This is a genomic window from Ruminococcus bromii (assembly GCF_928721825.1).
Lineage (GTDB): Bacteria > Bacillota > Clostridia > Oscillospirales > Acutalibacteraceae > Ruminococcoides > Ruminococcoides bromii.
In genome coordinates, this window is sequence record NZ_CAKMVP010000003.1 from 47,809 (window position 1) to 64,154 (window position 16,346).

Here is a 16,346-nt window from a genome sequence, read left to right on the forward strand (position 1 = left end):
GGAAAATCCGTAATTATTTTTTAAGCAACAAACCGTTTTTAAGGTCCTCTGCTGCCTGTTTTTTTATTACAAAATGCTGTTTCTTGCCTGTAGCGGTTTGCGGAAGATCATTGACAAAGCGGTAATATCTCGGAGCCTGATATTTTGAAATATTCGGTGAGCTGTCGCAGAAATTGATAAGCTCGGCAACCGTAAGACTTTCGTCGGCCTTGATTACATATGCCGCAACGCACTCGCCTCTTGTTGAATCGGGAACACCTGTTACGATACATTCCTGAACCTTCGGGTGTGAGTTGAGAATTTCCTCAATTCTTGCAGGATAAATATTTTCGCCCTTGCTGATAATCATATCATCTTTTCTGCCTGCAACTGTAACAAACTGCTCGCTGTTCCAAGTGCCGATGTCGCCTGTGTACATCCAACCCTTGTAGAACTTGTCTTTTGTAGCCTTTTCGTTATTTACATAGCAGTAGGTAGTTTTGTTCGGACATTTGATGATGATTTCTCCCTCTGTTTTGTTATCGCAGGGGACTGTGTCATCGGGCTCTGCTTTTCTGTCGTCATAAACATTTACAAGTCTTACCTCATCATCTGTGCATGATCTGCCTGCTGAACCTGCCATTTCAGGAAGGTCATACGGACGAAGAAATGTATTCCAGAAAGATTCCGTTGTGCCGTAGCCGTTGAAAATGTTGGGGGAGAGAAGCTCCTGATAGCGGATGCAAGCGGCTTTTTCAAGCGGACTGCCCATTGTAACAATGCCCTTGAGCGAAGAAAGGTCTTTCGGATGCTTTTCCTGTCGGGCTGCAAGCATTTCAAGAGTTGACGGGACACCTGTGATAAATGTAATTCCGTATCTTTCGATAAAGTCCATACAGCTCCTCGGGTTGAATGTTCTCATAATCACAAGACACGCACCTGCATAGAGAGTAGGTGTGGGACCGCCGGAATGAATACCGCCACGGTGAAACCACGGCGTCATATTCATCGTAATGTCAACGGGTGAGAGCGGAAAGTGCATAATTACATCGTGAGCCGAAAGAACTTCGTTGATTGCGTTAAGCGGAACACCCTTTGGAGTGCCTGTTGTACCCGAGGTCTGAAGTCTTAAAACCTCGTCATAAATATGCGGCGCATAGTCAACAGGCGGATTTTCGTCACTGCTGTCCTTGATGTAATCGTCAAAGAAAATGTGTCCTTCGGGAAGAGTTACTTCCTTTTTGGAATTATTAACGCAGAGAATCAATTTTGGCTTATGCTCGCAGATTTCAAGAGCCTGTACGGCTGTTTGCATAATGTCTGCATCATAAACATAAACAACAGGCTTGTTGTGTCCCATAATTTCTGCGGTTTCGCCCGGTGATAGGTTAAAGTTAGCGGGATTTGAGATTGCACCGAGTTTCTGCGGCGCAATGTAGCCGAACAAAAACTGCGGTGAGTTGTAAAGCTGCATAAACACGATGTCGTTTTTCTTGACGCCGTCTTTTTTCATAGCGTTTGCAAATCTGTTTGCATCGGCATTAAGCTCTTTGTAGCTCCATATTCTGCCGCTTTGAGAGTCAATTGCCGCGGGTTTATCCGAAAAGCGTCTTACATTTCTCATAAAGCCGTTAAGCCATGTAAATTCACTTTCAAATGTTTCTCTGAACATCTGTGAATCATATGTTAAATTCATAATATCCCCCTGTCCTATTATGTATGGGTGTACATTATTTTATACACACATATGTGTGTTGCTTGTATGTTGTTTTGTCGGCAGATTATTTGCCGTATTTGCCTACGATAATACTTGAGTTCTGACCGCCGAATCCGAATGCGTTTGACATGGCAAAGTTGATTTCGGCTTTCTTTGCGGTATTTGCAACAAAGTCAATGCCGGCACATTCGGGATCAACCTCGTTGAGATTGATTGTAGGCGGAACTGTGCCTGTTTCAATAGCCTTGACACAGGTAATTGTTTCTGTAATACCGCCTGCGCCCATCATATGACCTGTTGCGCCCTTTGTTGAGCTTACATAGGGGAGAGTGCTGCCGAAAACCTTCTTGATTGAAGATGTTTCAACTGTGTCACCCTTGTTTGTTGCAGTACCGTGAGCATTGATGTAGCCGATGTCGGAAGGATTGATTCCTGCTTCTGCAATTGCCTGTTTCATACAAGCGATTGCACCTCGTCCTTCGGGATGCGGAGCAGTTACATGGTAAGCGTCATCTGTGTTGCCGCAACCTCTGATTTCGGCATAAATCTTCGCACCTCTTGCAAGAGCGTGTTCCTCTGTTTCAAGAACGAGCGCACCGCCGCCTTCACCTATTACAAAACCGTCACGGGTAACATCAAACGGACGGCTTGCAGTGCTTGGCGAATCGTTTCTTCTTGAAAGAGCTTTTGCGTTGGCAAGCGAATAAATTACAAGAGGACAGAGAACGGACTCTGCTCCTACTGCGAGCATAATATCAGCCTTGCCGCTCTGCATACACATACAAGCTGTGTTGATTGCGTCACCGCCTGACGAACAAGCTGTGCTTACCGTAAAGCTCGGTCCCTGAATATTGTAGTCGATTGCGATATTTGCGGCGGCAATGTTTCCGAGAATTTTTGGAATAAAACGAGGACCTACCTTTTTGTGTGATGCGCCTGTGAGTGCCTCCTGAGTATATGCGATTGTTGCAATACCTGCCATTGCAGTACCCATAACAATACCTGTTCTTTCGGGTTCAATCTTGATTCCGCTCTGTTTCATGGCTTCTTCAGCCGCAATATAAGCGTATTGCATAAATGGATCTGTTTTTCTGATTAAATCCTTTGGAAGATAGTCGGACGGATTAAAGTCCTTTACTTCGCCGGCAATCTGAACAGCGAGTTCAGACGGATCAAAAGTCTTAATTGTGTCAATGCCCGATGCACCTGCGGTGATATTATTCCAGTAGTTTTCAACACCGATGCCGACAGGTGTTACCGCACCCATACCGGTTACAACTATTTTCTTCATTCGTTAAGCTCCTTGTTTTAAAATAAGTTATTTACATTTTGCATATTATTATGCTATACTTGAATTGTACCAAATATGGAAAAATTATTCAATACCGTTGATTATGCAAAAATGACGATTTGGCAGTCTTAAATTTACAGTTTTGCATAATATTGAAAAAAACCGACAAAATACTGCGGGAAATTGTCAAAACGGAGGTTATTATGGATATAAATCAGCTCAATTGCTTTATAACTGTGGCTCAGACGCTCAATTTTTCAGAGGCGGCAAGGCGGAACTATGTTTCTCAGTCAACCGTCAGCAGATATGTAAGCGACCTTGAAAAGGAGTTTGGGGTTCAGCTTTTTACACGCTCTCACCGTGATGTTATCATAACAAGCGAGGGCAAGGCGCTTTTGCCCTATGCGATTGAAATTGTTGAAACTTTAAAGAAAGCAAAAACAGTTATCAAGCAGATGCATGACGGAGGTCAGGGTAAAATTACGCTCGGCTGTGATGTTACCTCGCTTTCGTTCCCGACAAAATGTATTGCCGACTTTGCGGAAAAATATCCGGGAATCACGATTGATGTGCGACAGCTTGACGAGGCTGACCGCACACTTGCAATCACAGGCGGTGAATACGACTTCTGCTTTATGCCGAGAGATATGGTTCCCGAAAGCTCAGGTATTGAATCAATCATTACACATAATGAAACTTTGTCCGTTGTAACAGCGAAAAATTCAAAATTCAGCGGAAGAAAAAGCATTAAGCTTTCCGAATTGGCTGACGAAAGTATTCTGGTACTTTCGGAATCTGTTGCTCCGATTGTGTATATGGAAATTATGGATTTGTTCCGTACATTTCACATAACCCCGAAAATTGAAAATTCATTTGACGATCTTGTTTCCATATATGTGTCATCGTCATCGGGAATCGGCGTGTCTGTCATACCAACCTCGGTTGCCGCATACACTTCTGACGAATACACCGATTCATACCTTATTGATGATGCGGACACAAGCATAGCCTATGTTATGGCATGGGAAAAGAATATTTCAAATCCTGCCGCAAAGCTTTTTATGGAGGCTGTTAAGAAATATGCCAAGGGAGATGACAACATTTACGGGCTGTAACTGAGCATATTTCTTAATATAAATTCCAATAAAGAACTATAGTGAAAATTTCACAAAATAAACACACATTATTTTCAAAAAAGGTATTTACTTTATAAAACTTCGGTGTTATAATTACGGTAGTCAAGGAGAAGTTGACAAAATATCCTTTCAGGAGGTAATTATAATGTACAGATTTACTTTACCGAGAGATCTCTATCATGGCAAGGATGCTCTCTCAAGTCTTAAAAATTTATCCGGCAAAAAGGCTGTTGTAGTTGTCGGCGGCGGTTCAATGAAGCGTTTCGGTTTTCTTGACAAGGCTGTTGACTATCTTAAAGAAGCAGGTATGGAGGTTAAGCTTATCGAGGGCGTAGAGCCTGACCCGTCTGTTGAAACAGTTATGAAGGGCGCCGCTGTTATGCGTGAATTTGAACCCGACTGGATTGTTGCAATGGGCGGCGGTTCTCCGATTGATGCCGCAAAGGCTATGTGGGTATTCTATGAGTATCCCAACACAACTTTTGAGGAAATCATTACTCCGTTCAGTTTCCCGACACTTCGTACAAAGGCTAAATTCTGTGCTATCCCGTCAACATCGGGTACTGCAACAGAGGTTACGGCTTTCTCAGTTATCACAGACTATGCAAAGGGTATCAAATATCCGCTTGCTGACTTTAATATCACACCTGATGTTGCTATCGTTGATCCTGCACTTGCCGAAACAATGCCGGCTAAACTTACTGCTCACACAGGTATGGACGCTATGACTCACGCAATTGAGGCTTATGTTTCAACTCTCAACTGTGAGTACACAGATCCGCTTGCACTCCATGCAATTGAGATGATTCACGACAACCTCAAGAAGTCTTATGAGGGCGACATGGCTTGCCGTGATAAAATGCACGATGCACAGTGCCTTGCAGGTATGGCATTCTCAAATGCTCTGCTCGGTATCGTTCACTCAATGGCTCACAAGACAGGTGCGGCTTTCACAGGCGGTCACATTATTCACGGCTGTGCAAACGCTATGTATCTTCCTAAGGTTATCAAGTATAACTCAAAAGATCCTGTTGCAGCTGAGCGTTATGCTAAGATTGCTAAGTTCATCAACCTCAAGGGCGAAACAACAGAAGAACTTGTTGACGCACTCATCGCTGAACTCCGTTCAATGAACGATCAGCTCAACATTCCGCAGGGCATTAAGAACTACGGCCCGGGCGGTGTTAAGGCTGACGAGAGCATTATCGACGAAAAAGAATTCCTCGAAAAGCTCCCCGAAGTTGCCAAGAACGCAATTGCCGATGCTTGCACAGGTTCTAACCCACGCCAGCCAAATCAGGAAGAAATGGAAAAACTTCTCAAGGCTTGCTACTACGATACAGAAATCGACTTCTGATTTGTTTGAAAACTCATTTGTACTTACTGCAGCTCCCTGCTTTCAGGGAGCTGTTTTTTTAATAAAAAATCCGCATAAAAATGCTCTTAAAAGGCATAAAAATCATATGGACAATATTGCTTTGTTGTGCTAAAATTGACTTGAAATTGATGAATTTGGTGACATAAAATGAAAATTGCAGTAATAAACGGTCAGAACCATAAAGGCTCAACCTATCATATTGGCAAGCAGGTTGCCGATAAATTAGGCGGCGAGGTTACGGAATTTTTTCTTCCGAGAGATTTCGGCGATTTTTGCGTAGGTTGTACGCAGTGTTTCCTAAAATCCGAAACACTTTGTCCGCATTATGAGCGACTGAAAAAGATTACCGAGGCTATGGACGAGGCTGATGTACTCATCTTCACAACGCCCGTGTATGTTTATCATTGCACAGGCTCAATGAAAGCATTTCTTGATCATTACGGTTATCGTTGGATGGTTCACCGTCCCGAACAGAAAATGTTCACAAAGCAGGCGGTTGTAATTTCGACAGCCGCAGGTTTGGGTACAAAATCTGCCAACAAGGATATCGCCGACAGTATGTTCTTTTGGGGCGTTCCAAAAACTTATCGTTACGGTGTCAATGTTCGTGCAACAAATTATTCAGGCGTCACCGATGAACTCAAAAAGAAAATTGACAAAAAGACTACCTCAATTGCCAATAAGGTAAAGAAAAATAACGGCAAAGTTAAGGCAGGGTTAAAAACAAAAGGCTTTTTCTTTATTATGAGAATGATTCAGAAAAGCGGTTGGAATGAAGCCGATAAAAATTACTGGGCAGAACGAGGTTGGAACGGTAAAAACAGACCGTGGAAAAATACATAAGGAGATGTTTTAAATGGCAAAAAATACTGAAATCAGCTTGAGGAACAAGGTTATTTATTCGATTTATGTCCGTAACCACACAAATGACGGCACATTTAATGCCGTTGCAGAGGATCTTGACAGAATAAAGTCACTCGGCACGGACATCATTTGGTTTATGCCGATTCATCCGATTGGCGTCAAGAATAAAAAAGGCTCTCTCGGCTGTCCTTATGCAAACAAGGACTATCGCACAACAAATCCCGAGTACGGCACAATGGACGATTTCAAGAGCCTTGTTGAAAAAATTCACGCAAAGGGCATGAAGTGCATCATTGATGTTGTCTATAACCACACTTCGCCCGATTCAAATCTTTCGGTTGAACATCCCGAATTTTTCTACAGAAAGCCGGACGGCAATTTTGGCAACAAAGTCGGTGATTGGAGCGACATAATCGATCTTGATTATTCTAACAAAGAATTATGGCAGTATCAGATTGATTCACTCGTTATGTGGGCGAAGATTGTTGACGGCTTCCGTTGTGATGTTGCATCATTCGTTCCCGTTGAATTTTGGAAACAGGCGAGAGAGGCTGTTGCAAAGGTAAATCCCGACTGCATTTGGCTTGCCGAAAGCGTACACAGCTCTTTCAATGTCTTCTCTCGCAAGAGCGGAATTTATGCCGCAAGCGACTATGAGCTTTTTGACGCTTTTGATATGGAATATGACTACGATATCCGTGAGGTTTTCGACAAATATTTGAAGGGCGAAACCACACTTTCAAATTATATGGATATGTTCAATTATCAGGAGGCAATTTATCCGCAGAATTACGATAAAATGCGTTGCCTTGAAAACCACGATCAGCCACGAATCTGCCATTATGTAAAGAACAGGAGCGACCTTGAAAATTACACAGCTTTTCTGTATTTCTTGAAGGGTTCAACCCTCATATATGCAGGTCAGGAGTTCGGTTGTGACGAAACTCCAAGCCTTTTTGACAAGGATGTTTTCCCACGCAACACAGGCATTGATTTGAGCAACCTTTTTGCAAAGCTCGATACAATCAAGAAAACCGTTCTTGATGATGACGATTATTTCAAGGCCGATGCAGACGATGAAAACGATATTGCAATTCTTGAGCGTGACAACAACAAGAGCAAAAAAGTCGGTATTTTCAGCCTTAAATCAAAGTCGGCAGATGTAAAAGTTGACCTTCCCGACGGCGATTATAAAAACGAAATCAGCGGTGAAACAGTTACAGTTTCAAACGGAAAGGTCCATTGCAACGGCAAAGCAATAATTATCCGCAAGTAAAATAAAATTCCATATAAGAATAATACAACCTCCCTGCAAGGCAAAATTCGATTGCAGGGAGGTTTTTGTGTAGATAAATGTTCCTGTTTAATTTTGTTTTGATTCAAATTCACTTTTTAACATGGAAAAATACAATCGACCTACATATTCTCCGTCCATATAAAAGTAATCACGCAATGTTCCTTCATATGTAAAACCGCATTTTTCTATAACACGCTTTGAAGGTTTATTTATTGTCTTTGTACAAATCTGTACCTTGTGCAGATTAATTTTATCAAATCCATATTGTATAATTGCTTTCGTTGCTTCGGTAGCATATCCTTTGCATTGAAAATCAGAGCCTATGCAATATTCTATTTCGGCAAAATTATTTTTGCTGTCAACAAGAAAATATGCTATCTGACCTATACATTCACCTGAATTTTTTTCTATGATTGCCCAACGGTAGTAATCATTTTTTTGATACAAATTGATATATTTTTCGAGAAGTTCATCAACTTCTGCTTTTGTGGTGTAAACAGGTTCGGAATACAGAGATTGAATTTTTTCATCGGCAATCCAATATTTTAACATAGCCTCGTCGTCTGAAATTTTAAATTTGCGGAGTATCAATCTTTCTGTTTCTATAGTGTCTGTTCCAATATGTGTAAGCATATTTATCCTCCTAAAATAAGTTGTATATATTATTTTCTTTTACTGTTTTGAAGCGAAAAACTAATTTTCACCATATTAAAAAATAATTTCCTACAAATTTTACATTAAAAATTTGATCGTGTCTATCAACTGAATTTAACCGAAATGTTAGCGTTGGTTGCGGATTTTAGTCTTATTTCTGAACAACACGGCAAGCGGAGTAATGATTAAATAGAGGATTGTCAGTATCACAAAGAACATTATATCGGCATTGAGAAATACATAAATTATGTTAAACCCAAAATGCAAAAGCACAGAGTAAATCAGATTGTTGTGCCTTTCAAGAAAAATGTTCATCAGAACGGTGATTGATGTGATAACGACAATGTTTGAAATGATGTAGGGAATAGCCCTCAAATCAGTAAATTCTGAATCAACTATCCACAAAAGTGTGTGCCAAAAACACCAAACAAGTCCCTGACAAATTGACGATTTTACAAATGAGTATCTGCTGTTAAATTCTTCACGCATAAAGCCTCGCCACCCAAGTTCTTCGCCTGTAGGTCCTGAGGTGAACGATAAAAATATGCTCAGCGGCAACGCAGTTGTTCCGAAATTGATATAAGACATCATCGGCTTTCCGTCAAATATCGAAAAAATGAACAATGATAAAATGCTTATGCCAAAAGTCAAAAAGAAAGATAGCAGTAAGGGGAAAATTTTAATTTTTTCCGAAAAACATCTTTTGATGAAAGTTATTCTGCTTTCGGTTGGTCTGAAAAATTTCCAGCCGAATAAAAGCAAAATTGTAGGCGACCACGCAAGCAGATTTCGGACAATCCACATCACAACAGGCGGTGCGTGAAATATCATACTTGCCGTTCCTGCAACAAAAATAATCAAAAACCATATCAAAGCGTATGAGCTGATAATGTACCTTTTTAAGTAGTTCGGCTTTTTGTTCATAAGTTTTACTCACCTTTCAAAGTTAAATTACAGTTTGATTTTAACCTGAAAAGTACAGTTGCTTCAAGAAACCACGGGTTCCCTTGCGGTTGCGTTTTTAAACAGCCTTGAAAAAGGCGGTTTTTTATATGCTTACTTAGCTTTCTTTTTATTATTGCCGAAAATTTTAGTCGGAATAATGCTTCCGAGGAATGCGGCGAGCAAAATCCACGGAATAACTCTTGCGTCAAAGCAGAGCAAAAGGAGCATTGTTACGGCAAGCGGTTTTTTCATTGTGACACCGAGAAGTCCTGCCGTTACGACTGCCGCACAGAATGCCGTGTCAAGTCCGCCGAGCATAGCAACACCGTAGCCAATGCTCACTCCGCAGAAGATGACGGGGAAGAAGTGACCGCCTTTCCAACCCGACTTTATGCAGATGTTTGTGAGAACAAGTTTAAGCACACCGCTGATAATAAGAATACACGGTGCAAATTCGGCAAAGCTTTCCTTGACAACGGTAATGCTTTCTTCGCCCGAAAACATTGTGAGGGGGAGGTATGTACCCATAACACCGAGGATAATTCCGCCGAGAGTTGTGCTGATAATAATGCCGAGTTTGCCCTGAATGAGTGCGAAAAATTTTCCGAAAATCTTTGAAGATATGATAAACAGAAAACCGCATACAGCGCCCAAAAGTGCGAGGGGAATTCCCCACAAACGCTCAAAATTTGTAATGTTATAACCCCCGAGTCGTGGAAGTCCCATACTTCCGCCGAAAATCGAGTTAAGCAAAAACAGAGTTCCCGCCGCAAAAAGTACGGCAATGATGTTTGAAATAAGCTTTGTTGAACGGATATCGGTAGGCTTTTCTTCGCTGTCAAGCCTTTCTTCATTGACCGATGCAAGACCGAAAAGCGGTGCGTAGAATACCGCACTCAGGGTTGCGCTTATGCCGATTTGCATTAGTTCGGGAATTTTACTTTTAGCGTCTTTCATATGACTTCCTGCCCAGTAGCAAAGTCCGACGATAACGCCTGTCAAGCCTGCCTCGGGACCGAGACTTCCGCCGAAAACAAGGGGCAAAAGTGCCGAAATGCAGAGCAAAAGCACCTTGTTATACGGGTAAAATTTATCTTTTTTTACCTTTTTCATAACCTCGTCAAGTTCATCGGGAACGGCATTTGTCAGCTTTTGCCATATTCCGAGAATAAGTCCGCCCGCCGTACAGACGATAATCGGATAAAATTTGAAATCAAAATTTGACGGAATTGCATCCCACACAAGACCGATTCCCAAGCCCATAAGTTTTAGAAACAGCCATACTATCAGCGAAGTAACCGCACCGCTGAATCCGCAAAAAATGTAGTATAAAAAATTGTTGGCAACAGTCCGTTTAGTCATTGTCGCACCTCCGTATGTTTATAATTGGATTATAACATAAAACACAGCAAAAAAACAATTATTCCGCACAAAAAGTACGAAATAATTGCTTTTTATTATTTTTTTAATTTTAGAGCCTCTTCTAAACAAAAACAGCTGACACCAATGCCGATGTCAGCCATAAAAACCTATTTGATTTTAAATTTCAAAAGCGGCGCTTACCTTTTTGAATTCTCTTTTTCTGATGATGAAGTAGGCAATCAAAACGGATGTGCCTGTGATAAGCCATGAAACGGGGTAAACCATAAGGAGCATATCGTAGGTATGGTATGCCTTGAATACCGTGAAGAGCCAGATGATTCTGAACACAACAGAACCGAAGATTGTGAGGATTGCAGGGAGGAGTGAATGTCCGATTCCTCTGAGCGCACCGCCGCTGATTTCGTATGAACCTGTCATAAGCTCAAGGAGCATAACAATCGCCATTCTGATGATTGCGTACTTGATAACGGTGGGGTCGGTTGTGAAGAAGGTGATGAAAAATCCGCTTCCGAGCATGAATATAACGCTCACACAGCCTGTGAAAATACAGCTGAAAAGCATACAAAGCCTAAACACCTTTTTGCATCTGTCAAACTGAAGTGCGCCGTAGTTCTGACTTGTGAATGTAACGGCTGCCTGGCTGAACGCACTTACTATATAGAATGTAATGTACTCAAAGTTGAGTTCAGCCGATGAGCCTGCAACCGCCTGTGAACCGAAGCCGTTTATGGCTGTCTGAATGAATACATTTGAAATTGAGAAAACCATACCCTGAATACCTGCAGGAGCACCGATTTTCAAAATCATAATGAGATGTTCTTTCTTGAATGAAAGTTTTTTTGGATTGACTCTGATTGACTCGTCTTCGTTTCTGATGAGGAACATCATAACAAGTCCGGCGCTTATGCCGTCGGCAATTACTGTTGCAATGCCGACTCCTGCAACGCTCATATCGCAGACGATTACAAAGAAGAGGTTCAAAAGAACATTTACAATACCTGAAATTACAAGACAGTAGAGCGGACGGCTTGTGTCGCCTACACTTCTCAAAATTGCCGAACCAAAGTTGTAGAGCATTACAAACGGCATGCCCATAAAGTAAATTCTCAGGTATGTTGCCGCAAGGTCAATTACATCATCCGGTGTGTTCATCAGCCTTAACAGCGGTGCTGCAATAACCTGACCGAGTATCAGAAGAAGAAATCCGCATATAAGTGAAAGTGTTATTACCGTGTGAACAGCTTCCGAAACCTTTTTACGGTCATTTTGACCGATATATCGTGCAATCAAAACATTTGCGCCGACCGAAAGTCCCGTGAATAACAGCACAAGCATATTGATGAGCGGAGCGTTGCTTCCGACTGCGGCAAGTGCCTGACTGCTTGAAAATCTGCCGACCACTGCAACATCGGTTGAGTTGAAAAGCTGTTGAAGAATACTGGATCCTGCAAGCGGAAGTGTGAAAAGAAGAATTTTTTTTCCGAGCGGACCTTCCAGCATATTTATCTGGTGTGAGCGCCGTCGCTTTTCTTTTACGGTATTCTGACCTTTGTTTCTTTTAAACAGACTTGCAAACGCAAGTGAGGGCATTTTTTTGACTTTTCCCATTAATTTCTAACCTCTTCAATCACATAATCTTTGTAAACAATACCATTCTTTTCCATTTTCCACAATTATTGTAATCCTGTTGCCTGAAATAAACAAGCAAAATACCTTATAAACATAAAGTTTACTTTGCTCACAATTTTAGTTACAATAACTATCTCGTCAAAATTCTTCTTTTTATGCCTTTATAATATGGTAAAAACTGCTTTTCTGCATATTTTCAGACCGATTTTTCTCAATAAGCAAGGCTTTGAATTTGTATGCAATTTGTGCCTCTTCAACAAAAGTAAAATTGCTCTCTTGTAAGCATTGACGAAAAATTTTTTAACCTACAAATAAATGATTTTAAAATTGATGTATATGCCGATTAAATTATAATGATACAATCTTAATATAATATATGTTTAAAGGGATAAGCGAAAAGGAGTGAATGTTATGAAGAAAAAGATTGCTGTAATTGTGGTTGCAGTTGTTTTATGCGTTGCCGCCGCAGTATTTGCCGTGCCGAAAATCAGTTTCTATGCGTGTGAGCCTACCGTGTATTTTGATGTTGAGTACTGCGACAAGGTTGACGCCAAGATGTCTGCCGAAGATGCCGAAACCGTGAAGAAAATGTTTGAGGGCAAATCCGCATATTTTGATTCACCGTCTTGCGGTTTTTCCGAAAAGGCATCAATAAGAATAGGCTGTAATACATATATGCCTGCGTGTGACGGTGATGAAACTGTTAAGCACGGATTTATGTATTTTAGCCTTTCAAAAAGCGAAAATAACGAACTTCGCAAGATTATGAAAAAGTACGGGGCAGATACGAGAAAAGCCATCTAATACCGTTGACAGACGCATTTCCGTGTGTTAAACTTTTCTCGAAAAATATACGGAGGTGTTTTTATGAAAAACTACAACTGGGCAACACTCGGTTGCGGAGTTATCGCAAATGAGCTTGCAACCGCACTCAAAAGCAGAGGACAGAAACTTTATTCCGTTGCAAACCGTACCCATGAAAAGGCGGTTGCATTTGCCGAAAAGTACGGTATTGAAAAGGTTTACAACGATATTGACGAGCTGTTTAAAGACGAAAATGTTGACATAATTTACATTTCCACACCGCACAACACGCATATAAAATATCTTCGCAAGGCTCTTGCGGCAGGAAAGCATGTTTTGTGCGAAAAGTCGATAACGCTTAATTCAGATGAACTTGACGAGGCAATCTCTCTTGCAGAGAAAAACCATGTTGTGCTTGCAGAGGCAATGACAATTTTCCATATGCCGATTTACAAGGCACTTCTTGAAAAGGTAAATTCAGGTGACCTTGGCGAGCTTAGGCTTATTCAGATGAATTTCGGCAGTTACAAAGAGTACAATATGAACAACCGATTTTTCAACCGCAACCTTGCAGGCGGTGCAATGCTTGACATCGGCGTGTATGCACTTTCGTTTGTTCGTATGTTTATGAGCTCATGCCCAAACGATGTGTTGTCGCAGGTTAAATATGCCGAAACAGGCGTTGACGAACAAGCGAGTATTCTTTTAAAGAATAAAGAGGAGGAAATGGCAACTGTCATTCTTTCGCTTCACGCAAAACAGCCAAAGCGTGGCACAATCTCGTTTGACAAGGGTTATGTTGAAATCTTTGAATATCCCAGAGGCATGGAGGCAAAGATTACATACACGGCTGACGGCCATTGTGAAACAATCTCGGCAGGTCAGACAAAGGACGCTTTGCTTTATGAGGTTGAAGATATGGAAAAGGCGATAGAGGGCGACACGGCTCTTATGCACCTTGACTACACAAAGGATGTTATGAAAATCATGACCGACATCCGCAAAAGCTGGGGTATGAAATATCCAGAAGAAGAGTAAGTTTTTTTGAATTTAATTTGATACTAAACACAAAACTCCACCGTGAAATGCGGTGGAGTTTCCTTTATATATTTGATTAAATCAGAATTAGTAGTTTTCTGCGTGGATTTCAAAATAGCTCTGTGGGTGGTTGCAGACGGGGCAAACCTCGGGAGCCTCTTTGCCTACAACAATGTGACCGCAGTTACGGCATTCCCAAACCTTGATTTCGCTCCTTTTGAAAACTTCTGCAGCTTCAACATTGCGGAGTAATGCACGGTATCTTTCTTCGTGGTGCTTTTCAATTGCGGCAACAAGGCGGAACTTGTGTGCAAGCTCTGTAAAGCCTTCTTCCTCGGCAGTTTTAGCGAAATCTTCGTACATATCTGTCCACTCGTAGTTTTCGCCCTCGGCAGCGGCAAGAAGATTTTCGGCTGTGTCGCCGATTCCGTTAAGCTCCTTGAACCACATTTTTGCGTGTTCTTTCTCGTTGTCTGCCGTTTTTAAGAAAAGGTCTGCAATCTGCTCAAAGCCCTGCTTTTTGGCAACAGATGCAAAATATGTGTATTTGTTACGAGCCTGCGATTCACCTGCAAAAGCAGCCTCAAGGTTCTTTTCTGTCTGTGTTCCCGAATACTTTGTTGTTTTAGCCATAATATTTCCTCCGTTAAATTAATTTTTGAAATTTAAAATAATCAATACGCCTTTGTGTATTTAATTTTTGAATAAAATAATAATCATTATTGATTTAATACTACTATACCTTTTTTATATAGATTTGTCAATAGATTTACGCAAAAAAATATTTCTTTTTTAGGATAGGCATATTTCATTTGAAAATACCTATCCGTTATTTTATGTCTGTTTTTTCGATTTTATTACTATTTTTGCGAAAAATATTGCTTGTGTATTGTTGCAATTTGCTAAAGTGTTGGATGTGTGAAAATTTTACCTTGACTTTTCACCCTGTACAGTATAAAATAGTTCTCAAAGAAACACATAGTAAATTGATAGGAATTGTAGGGTAACAAAATAACCTCAAAAATCCAAAAGGTGACGCTTATGAAAAACATTTACAATCTGAAGAAAATACGAATGTGTACCTCATTTGGGGGCAAGTCGTACTGTTGTATGTAATTGCCTGTCAGAATCTAAAATCAAATTAATTTAAAGTGAGGTAATCAAAATGAAAAATTTAAGAACAAAAGTATTATCGGCAGTATTGGCAGTTTCAGTATTGGGTGCGTCAGCGGTTGCCTTTACAGGATGCGGTAATAAAGATACAACAAACGATTCAAAAGTAACATTAACAAATGTTTCATATGATCCTACACGAGAGCTTTATGAATCATATAATAAGATTTTCGCAAAGCATTGGAAAGAAGAAACAGGACAGGATGTTGAAGTTACCCAGTCACACGGCGGTTCGGGCAAACAGACTCTTGAGGTTGCAAACGGTCTTGAGGCGGATGTTGTAACACTCGCACTTGAATATGATGTAAATGCAATTCGTGACGCAGGTCTGATTGAGGACGGTTGGGTAAATGAGTTTGACAATGACTCTTCACCATACACATCAACAATTGTATTCCTTGTTCGCAAAGGTAATCCGAAAAATATCAGGGATTGGGACGATGTTGCAAAAGACGGTGTGGGCGTTATCACTCCAAACCCGAAAACTTCGGGCGGTGCAAGATGGAACTACCTTGCCGCTTGGGCATATGCAGACAAGAAATATAACGGTGATGAGGCAAAAATTGAAGATTTCATTAAAAAGCTTTATCAAAATGTGCTTGTGCTTGACTCAGGCGCAAGAGGTGCTACAACTTCATTTGTAGAAAACGGACAGGGCGATGTTCTTCTTGCTTGGGAGAATGAGGCGTACCTTTCTATCAAGGACAATCCCGATGAGTACGAAATCGTTACTCCGAGCGTCAGCATTCTTGCACAGCCGTCTGTTGCCGTTGTTGACGAAGTGGTTGACCAAAGAGGCACTCGAAAGGTTGCAACAGAGTATTTAAGTTATCTTTACAGCGATGAGGCTCAGCGTATTGCAGGCGATAACTATTACCGCCCTTATAATAAGGAAATTTTGAAGGAATACTCCGATGTGTTCGACCTCAACATTAATCTTGTAACAATCAACGATTTCGGCGGTTGGGACGAGACTCAGAAAAAGCACTTTGCAGACGGCGGTATCTTCGATAAGATTTACGAGAAAAAATAAAACCGATTAAAAAATGATATCAGGC

At 41.0% G+C, this 16,346-nt stretch carries 14 protein-coding genes; 7 read left to right on the top strand and 7 right to left on the bottom strand.

Going from position 1 to position 16,346, the window contains the following annotated elements; all coding sequences use genetic code 11:
• Positions 1 to 13: 13 nt before the first annotated feature.
• Positions 14 to 1,675, bottom strand: coding sequence for a class I adenylate-forming enzyme family protein (locus QDI94_RS00480; RefSeq protein WP_278866374.1), 1,662 nt, complete (start codon positions 1,673 to 1,675; stop codon positions 14 to 16).
• A gap of 85 nt (positions 1,676 to 1,760) precedes the next feature.
• The gene (gene fabF / locus QDI94_RS00485) at positions 1,761 to 2,987 is read right to left on the bottom strand and encodes a beta-ketoacyl-ACP synthase II (RefSeq protein ID WP_117978915.1); all 1,227 of its coding nucleotides are present in this window, start codon (positions 2,985 to 2,987) and stop codon (positions 1,761 to 1,763) included.
• 203 nt (positions 2,988 to 3,190) lie between these two features.
• Here fabF and QDI94_RS00490 point away from each other — a divergent pair, with 203 nt between their 5' ends.
• The 4 genes from QDI94_RS00490 to QDI94_RS00505 all read left to right on the top strand — a co-directional run bounded on the left by QDI94_RS00490 (position 3,191) and on the right by QDI94_RS00505 (position 7,641).
• Entirely contained in the window at positions 3,191 to 4,102 is a 912-nt protein-coding gene (locus tag QDI94_RS00490) for a LysR family transcriptional regulator (RefSeq protein WP_101029451.1), read from the top strand.
• 166 nt (positions 4,103 to 4,268) lie between these two features.
• Positions 4,269 to 5,480 carry an iron-containing alcohol dehydrogenase gene (locus QDI94_RS00495; RefSeq protein WP_101029450.1) on the top strand — a complete coding sequence of 404 codons (1,212 nt, stop codon included), beginning with the start codon at positions 4,269 to 4,271 and terminating at the stop codon, positions 5,478 to 5,480.
• Between the two features lie 168 nt (positions 5,481 to 5,648).
• Positions 5,649 to 6,344 carry a flavodoxin family protein gene (locus tag QDI94_RS00500; protein ID WP_278866378.1) on the top strand — a complete coding sequence of 232 codons (696 nt, stop codon included), beginning with the start codon at positions 5,649 to 5,651 and terminating at the stop codon, positions 6,342 to 6,344.
• 13 nt (positions 6,345 to 6,357) lie between these two features.
• A complete protein-coding gene (locus QDI94_RS00505; protein ID WP_278866379.1) occupies positions 6,358 to 7,641 on the top strand; it encodes an alpha-amylase family glycosyl hydrolase in 1,284 nt (427 codons plus the stop codon).
• A gap of 87 nt (positions 7,642 to 7,728) precedes the next feature.
• Here the strand turns inward: QDI94_RS00505 and QDI94_RS00510 are convergent, their stop codons facing one another.
• The 4 genes from QDI94_RS00510 to QDI94_RS00525 form a co-directional block, all read right to left on the bottom strand.
• Entirely contained in the window at positions 7,729 to 8,295 is a 567-nt protein-coding gene (locus QDI94_RS00510) for a GNAT family N-acetyltransferase (protein ID WP_278866380.1), read from the bottom strand.
• Positions 8,296 to 8,442: 147 nt separating this feature from the next.
• Entirely contained in the window at positions 8,443 to 9,240 is a 798-nt protein-coding gene (locus QDI94_RS00515) for a CPBP family intramembrane glutamic endopeptidase (protein ID WP_278866382.1), read from the bottom strand.
• 132 nt (positions 9,241 to 9,372) lie between these two features.
• On the bottom strand, positions 9,373 to 10,623 hold the full coding sequence (locus QDI94_RS00520) for a chloride channel protein (RefSeq protein ID WP_278866383.1): 1,251 nt from the start codon (positions 10,621 to 10,623) through the stop codon (positions 9,373 to 9,375).
• 177 nt (positions 10,624 to 10,800) lie between these two features.
• Complete coding sequence (locus tag QDI94_RS00525; RefSeq protein ID WP_278866386.1) at positions 10,801 to 12,252, bottom strand: MATE family efflux transporter; 1,452 nt, start codon at positions 12,250 to 12,252, stop codon at positions 10,801 to 10,803.
• 432 nt (positions 12,253 to 12,684) lie between these two features.
• On the opposite strand from QDI94_RS00525, the gene QDI94_RS00530 reads away from it, so the two are divergent.
• Entirely contained in the window at positions 12,685 to 13,077 is a 393-nt protein-coding gene (locus QDI94_RS00530) for a hypothetical protein (RefSeq protein WP_278419429.1), read from the top strand.
• Positions 13,078 to 13,140: 63 nt separating this feature from the next.
• On the top strand, positions 13,141 to 14,115 hold the full coding sequence (locus QDI94_RS00535) for a Gfo/Idh/MocA family protein (protein WP_278866389.1): 975 nt from the start codon (positions 13,141 to 13,143) through the stop codon (positions 14,113 to 14,115).
• 87 nt (positions 14,116 to 14,202) lie between these two features.
• Here the strand turns inward: QDI94_RS00535 and rbr are convergent, their stop codons facing one another.
• On the bottom strand, positions 14,203 to 14,748 hold the full coding sequence (gene rbr / locus QDI94_RS00540; RefSeq protein ID WP_278866390.1) for a rubrerythrin: 546 nt from the start codon (positions 14,746 to 14,748) through the stop codon (positions 14,203 to 14,205).
• Between the two features lie 532 nt (positions 14,749 to 15,280).
• Here rbr and QDI94_RS00545 point away from each other — a divergent pair.
• Positions 15,281 to 16,321, top strand: coding sequence for a sulfate ABC transporter substrate-binding protein (locus tag QDI94_RS00545; RefSeq protein ID WP_278866391.1), 1,041 nt, complete (start codon positions 15,281 to 15,283; stop codon positions 16,319 to 16,321).
• Positions 16,322 to 16,346 lie beyond the last annotated feature (25 nt).

Coding starts and splice junctions, on each gene's coding strand:
- QDI94_RS00520 (WP_278866383.1), bottom strand. CDS start 10,623: ATGACTAAACGGACTGTTGCCAACAATTTTTTATACTACATTTTTTGC.
- QDI94_RS00545 (WP_278866391.1), top strand. CDS start 15,281: ATGAAAAATTTAAGAACAAAAGTATTATCGGCAGTATTGGCAGTTTCA.
- QDI94_RS00535 (WP_278866389.1), top strand. CDS start 13,141: ATGAAAAACTACAACTGGGCAACACTCGGTTGCGGAGTTATCGCAAAT.
- QDI94_RS00525 (WP_278866386.1), bottom strand. CDS start 12,252: ATGGGAAAAGTCAAAAAAATGCCCTCACTTGCGTTTGCAAGTCTGTTT.
- QDI94_RS00500 (WP_278866378.1), top strand. CDS start 5,649: ATGAAAATTGCAGTAATAAACGGTCAGAACCATAAAGGCTCAACCTAT.
- QDI94_RS00490 (WP_101029451.1), top strand. CDS start 3,191: ATGGATATAAATCAGCTCAATTGCTTTATAACTGTGGCTCAGACGCTC.
- fabF (WP_117978915.1), bottom strand. CDS start 2,987: ATGAAGAAAATAGTTGTAACCGGTATGGGTGCGGTAACACCTGTCGGC.
- rbr (WP_278866390.1), bottom strand. CDS start 14,748: ATGGCTAAAACAACAAAGTATTCGGGAACACAGACAGAAAAGAACCTT.
- QDI94_RS00495 (WP_101029450.1), top strand. CDS start 4,269: ATGTACAGATTTACTTTACCGAGAGATCTCTATCATGGCAAGGATGCT.
- QDI94_RS00515 (WP_278866382.1), bottom strand. CDS start 9,240: ATGAACAAAAAGCCGAACTACTTAAAAAGGTACATTATCAGCTCATAC.
- QDI94_RS00505 (WP_278866379.1), top strand. CDS start 6,358: ATGGCAAAAAATACTGAAATCAGCTTGAGGAACAAGGTTATTTATTCG.
- QDI94_RS00480 (WP_278866374.1), bottom strand. CDS start 1,675: ATGAATTTAACATATGATTCACAGATGTTCAGAGAAACATTTGAAAGT.
- QDI94_RS00530 (WP_278419429.1), top strand. CDS start 12,685: ATGAAGAAAAAGATTGCTGTAATTGTGGTTGCAGTTGTTTTATGCGTT.
- QDI94_RS00510 (WP_278866380.1), bottom strand. CDS start 8,295: ATGCTTACACATATTGGAACAGACACTATAGAAACAGAAAGATTGATA.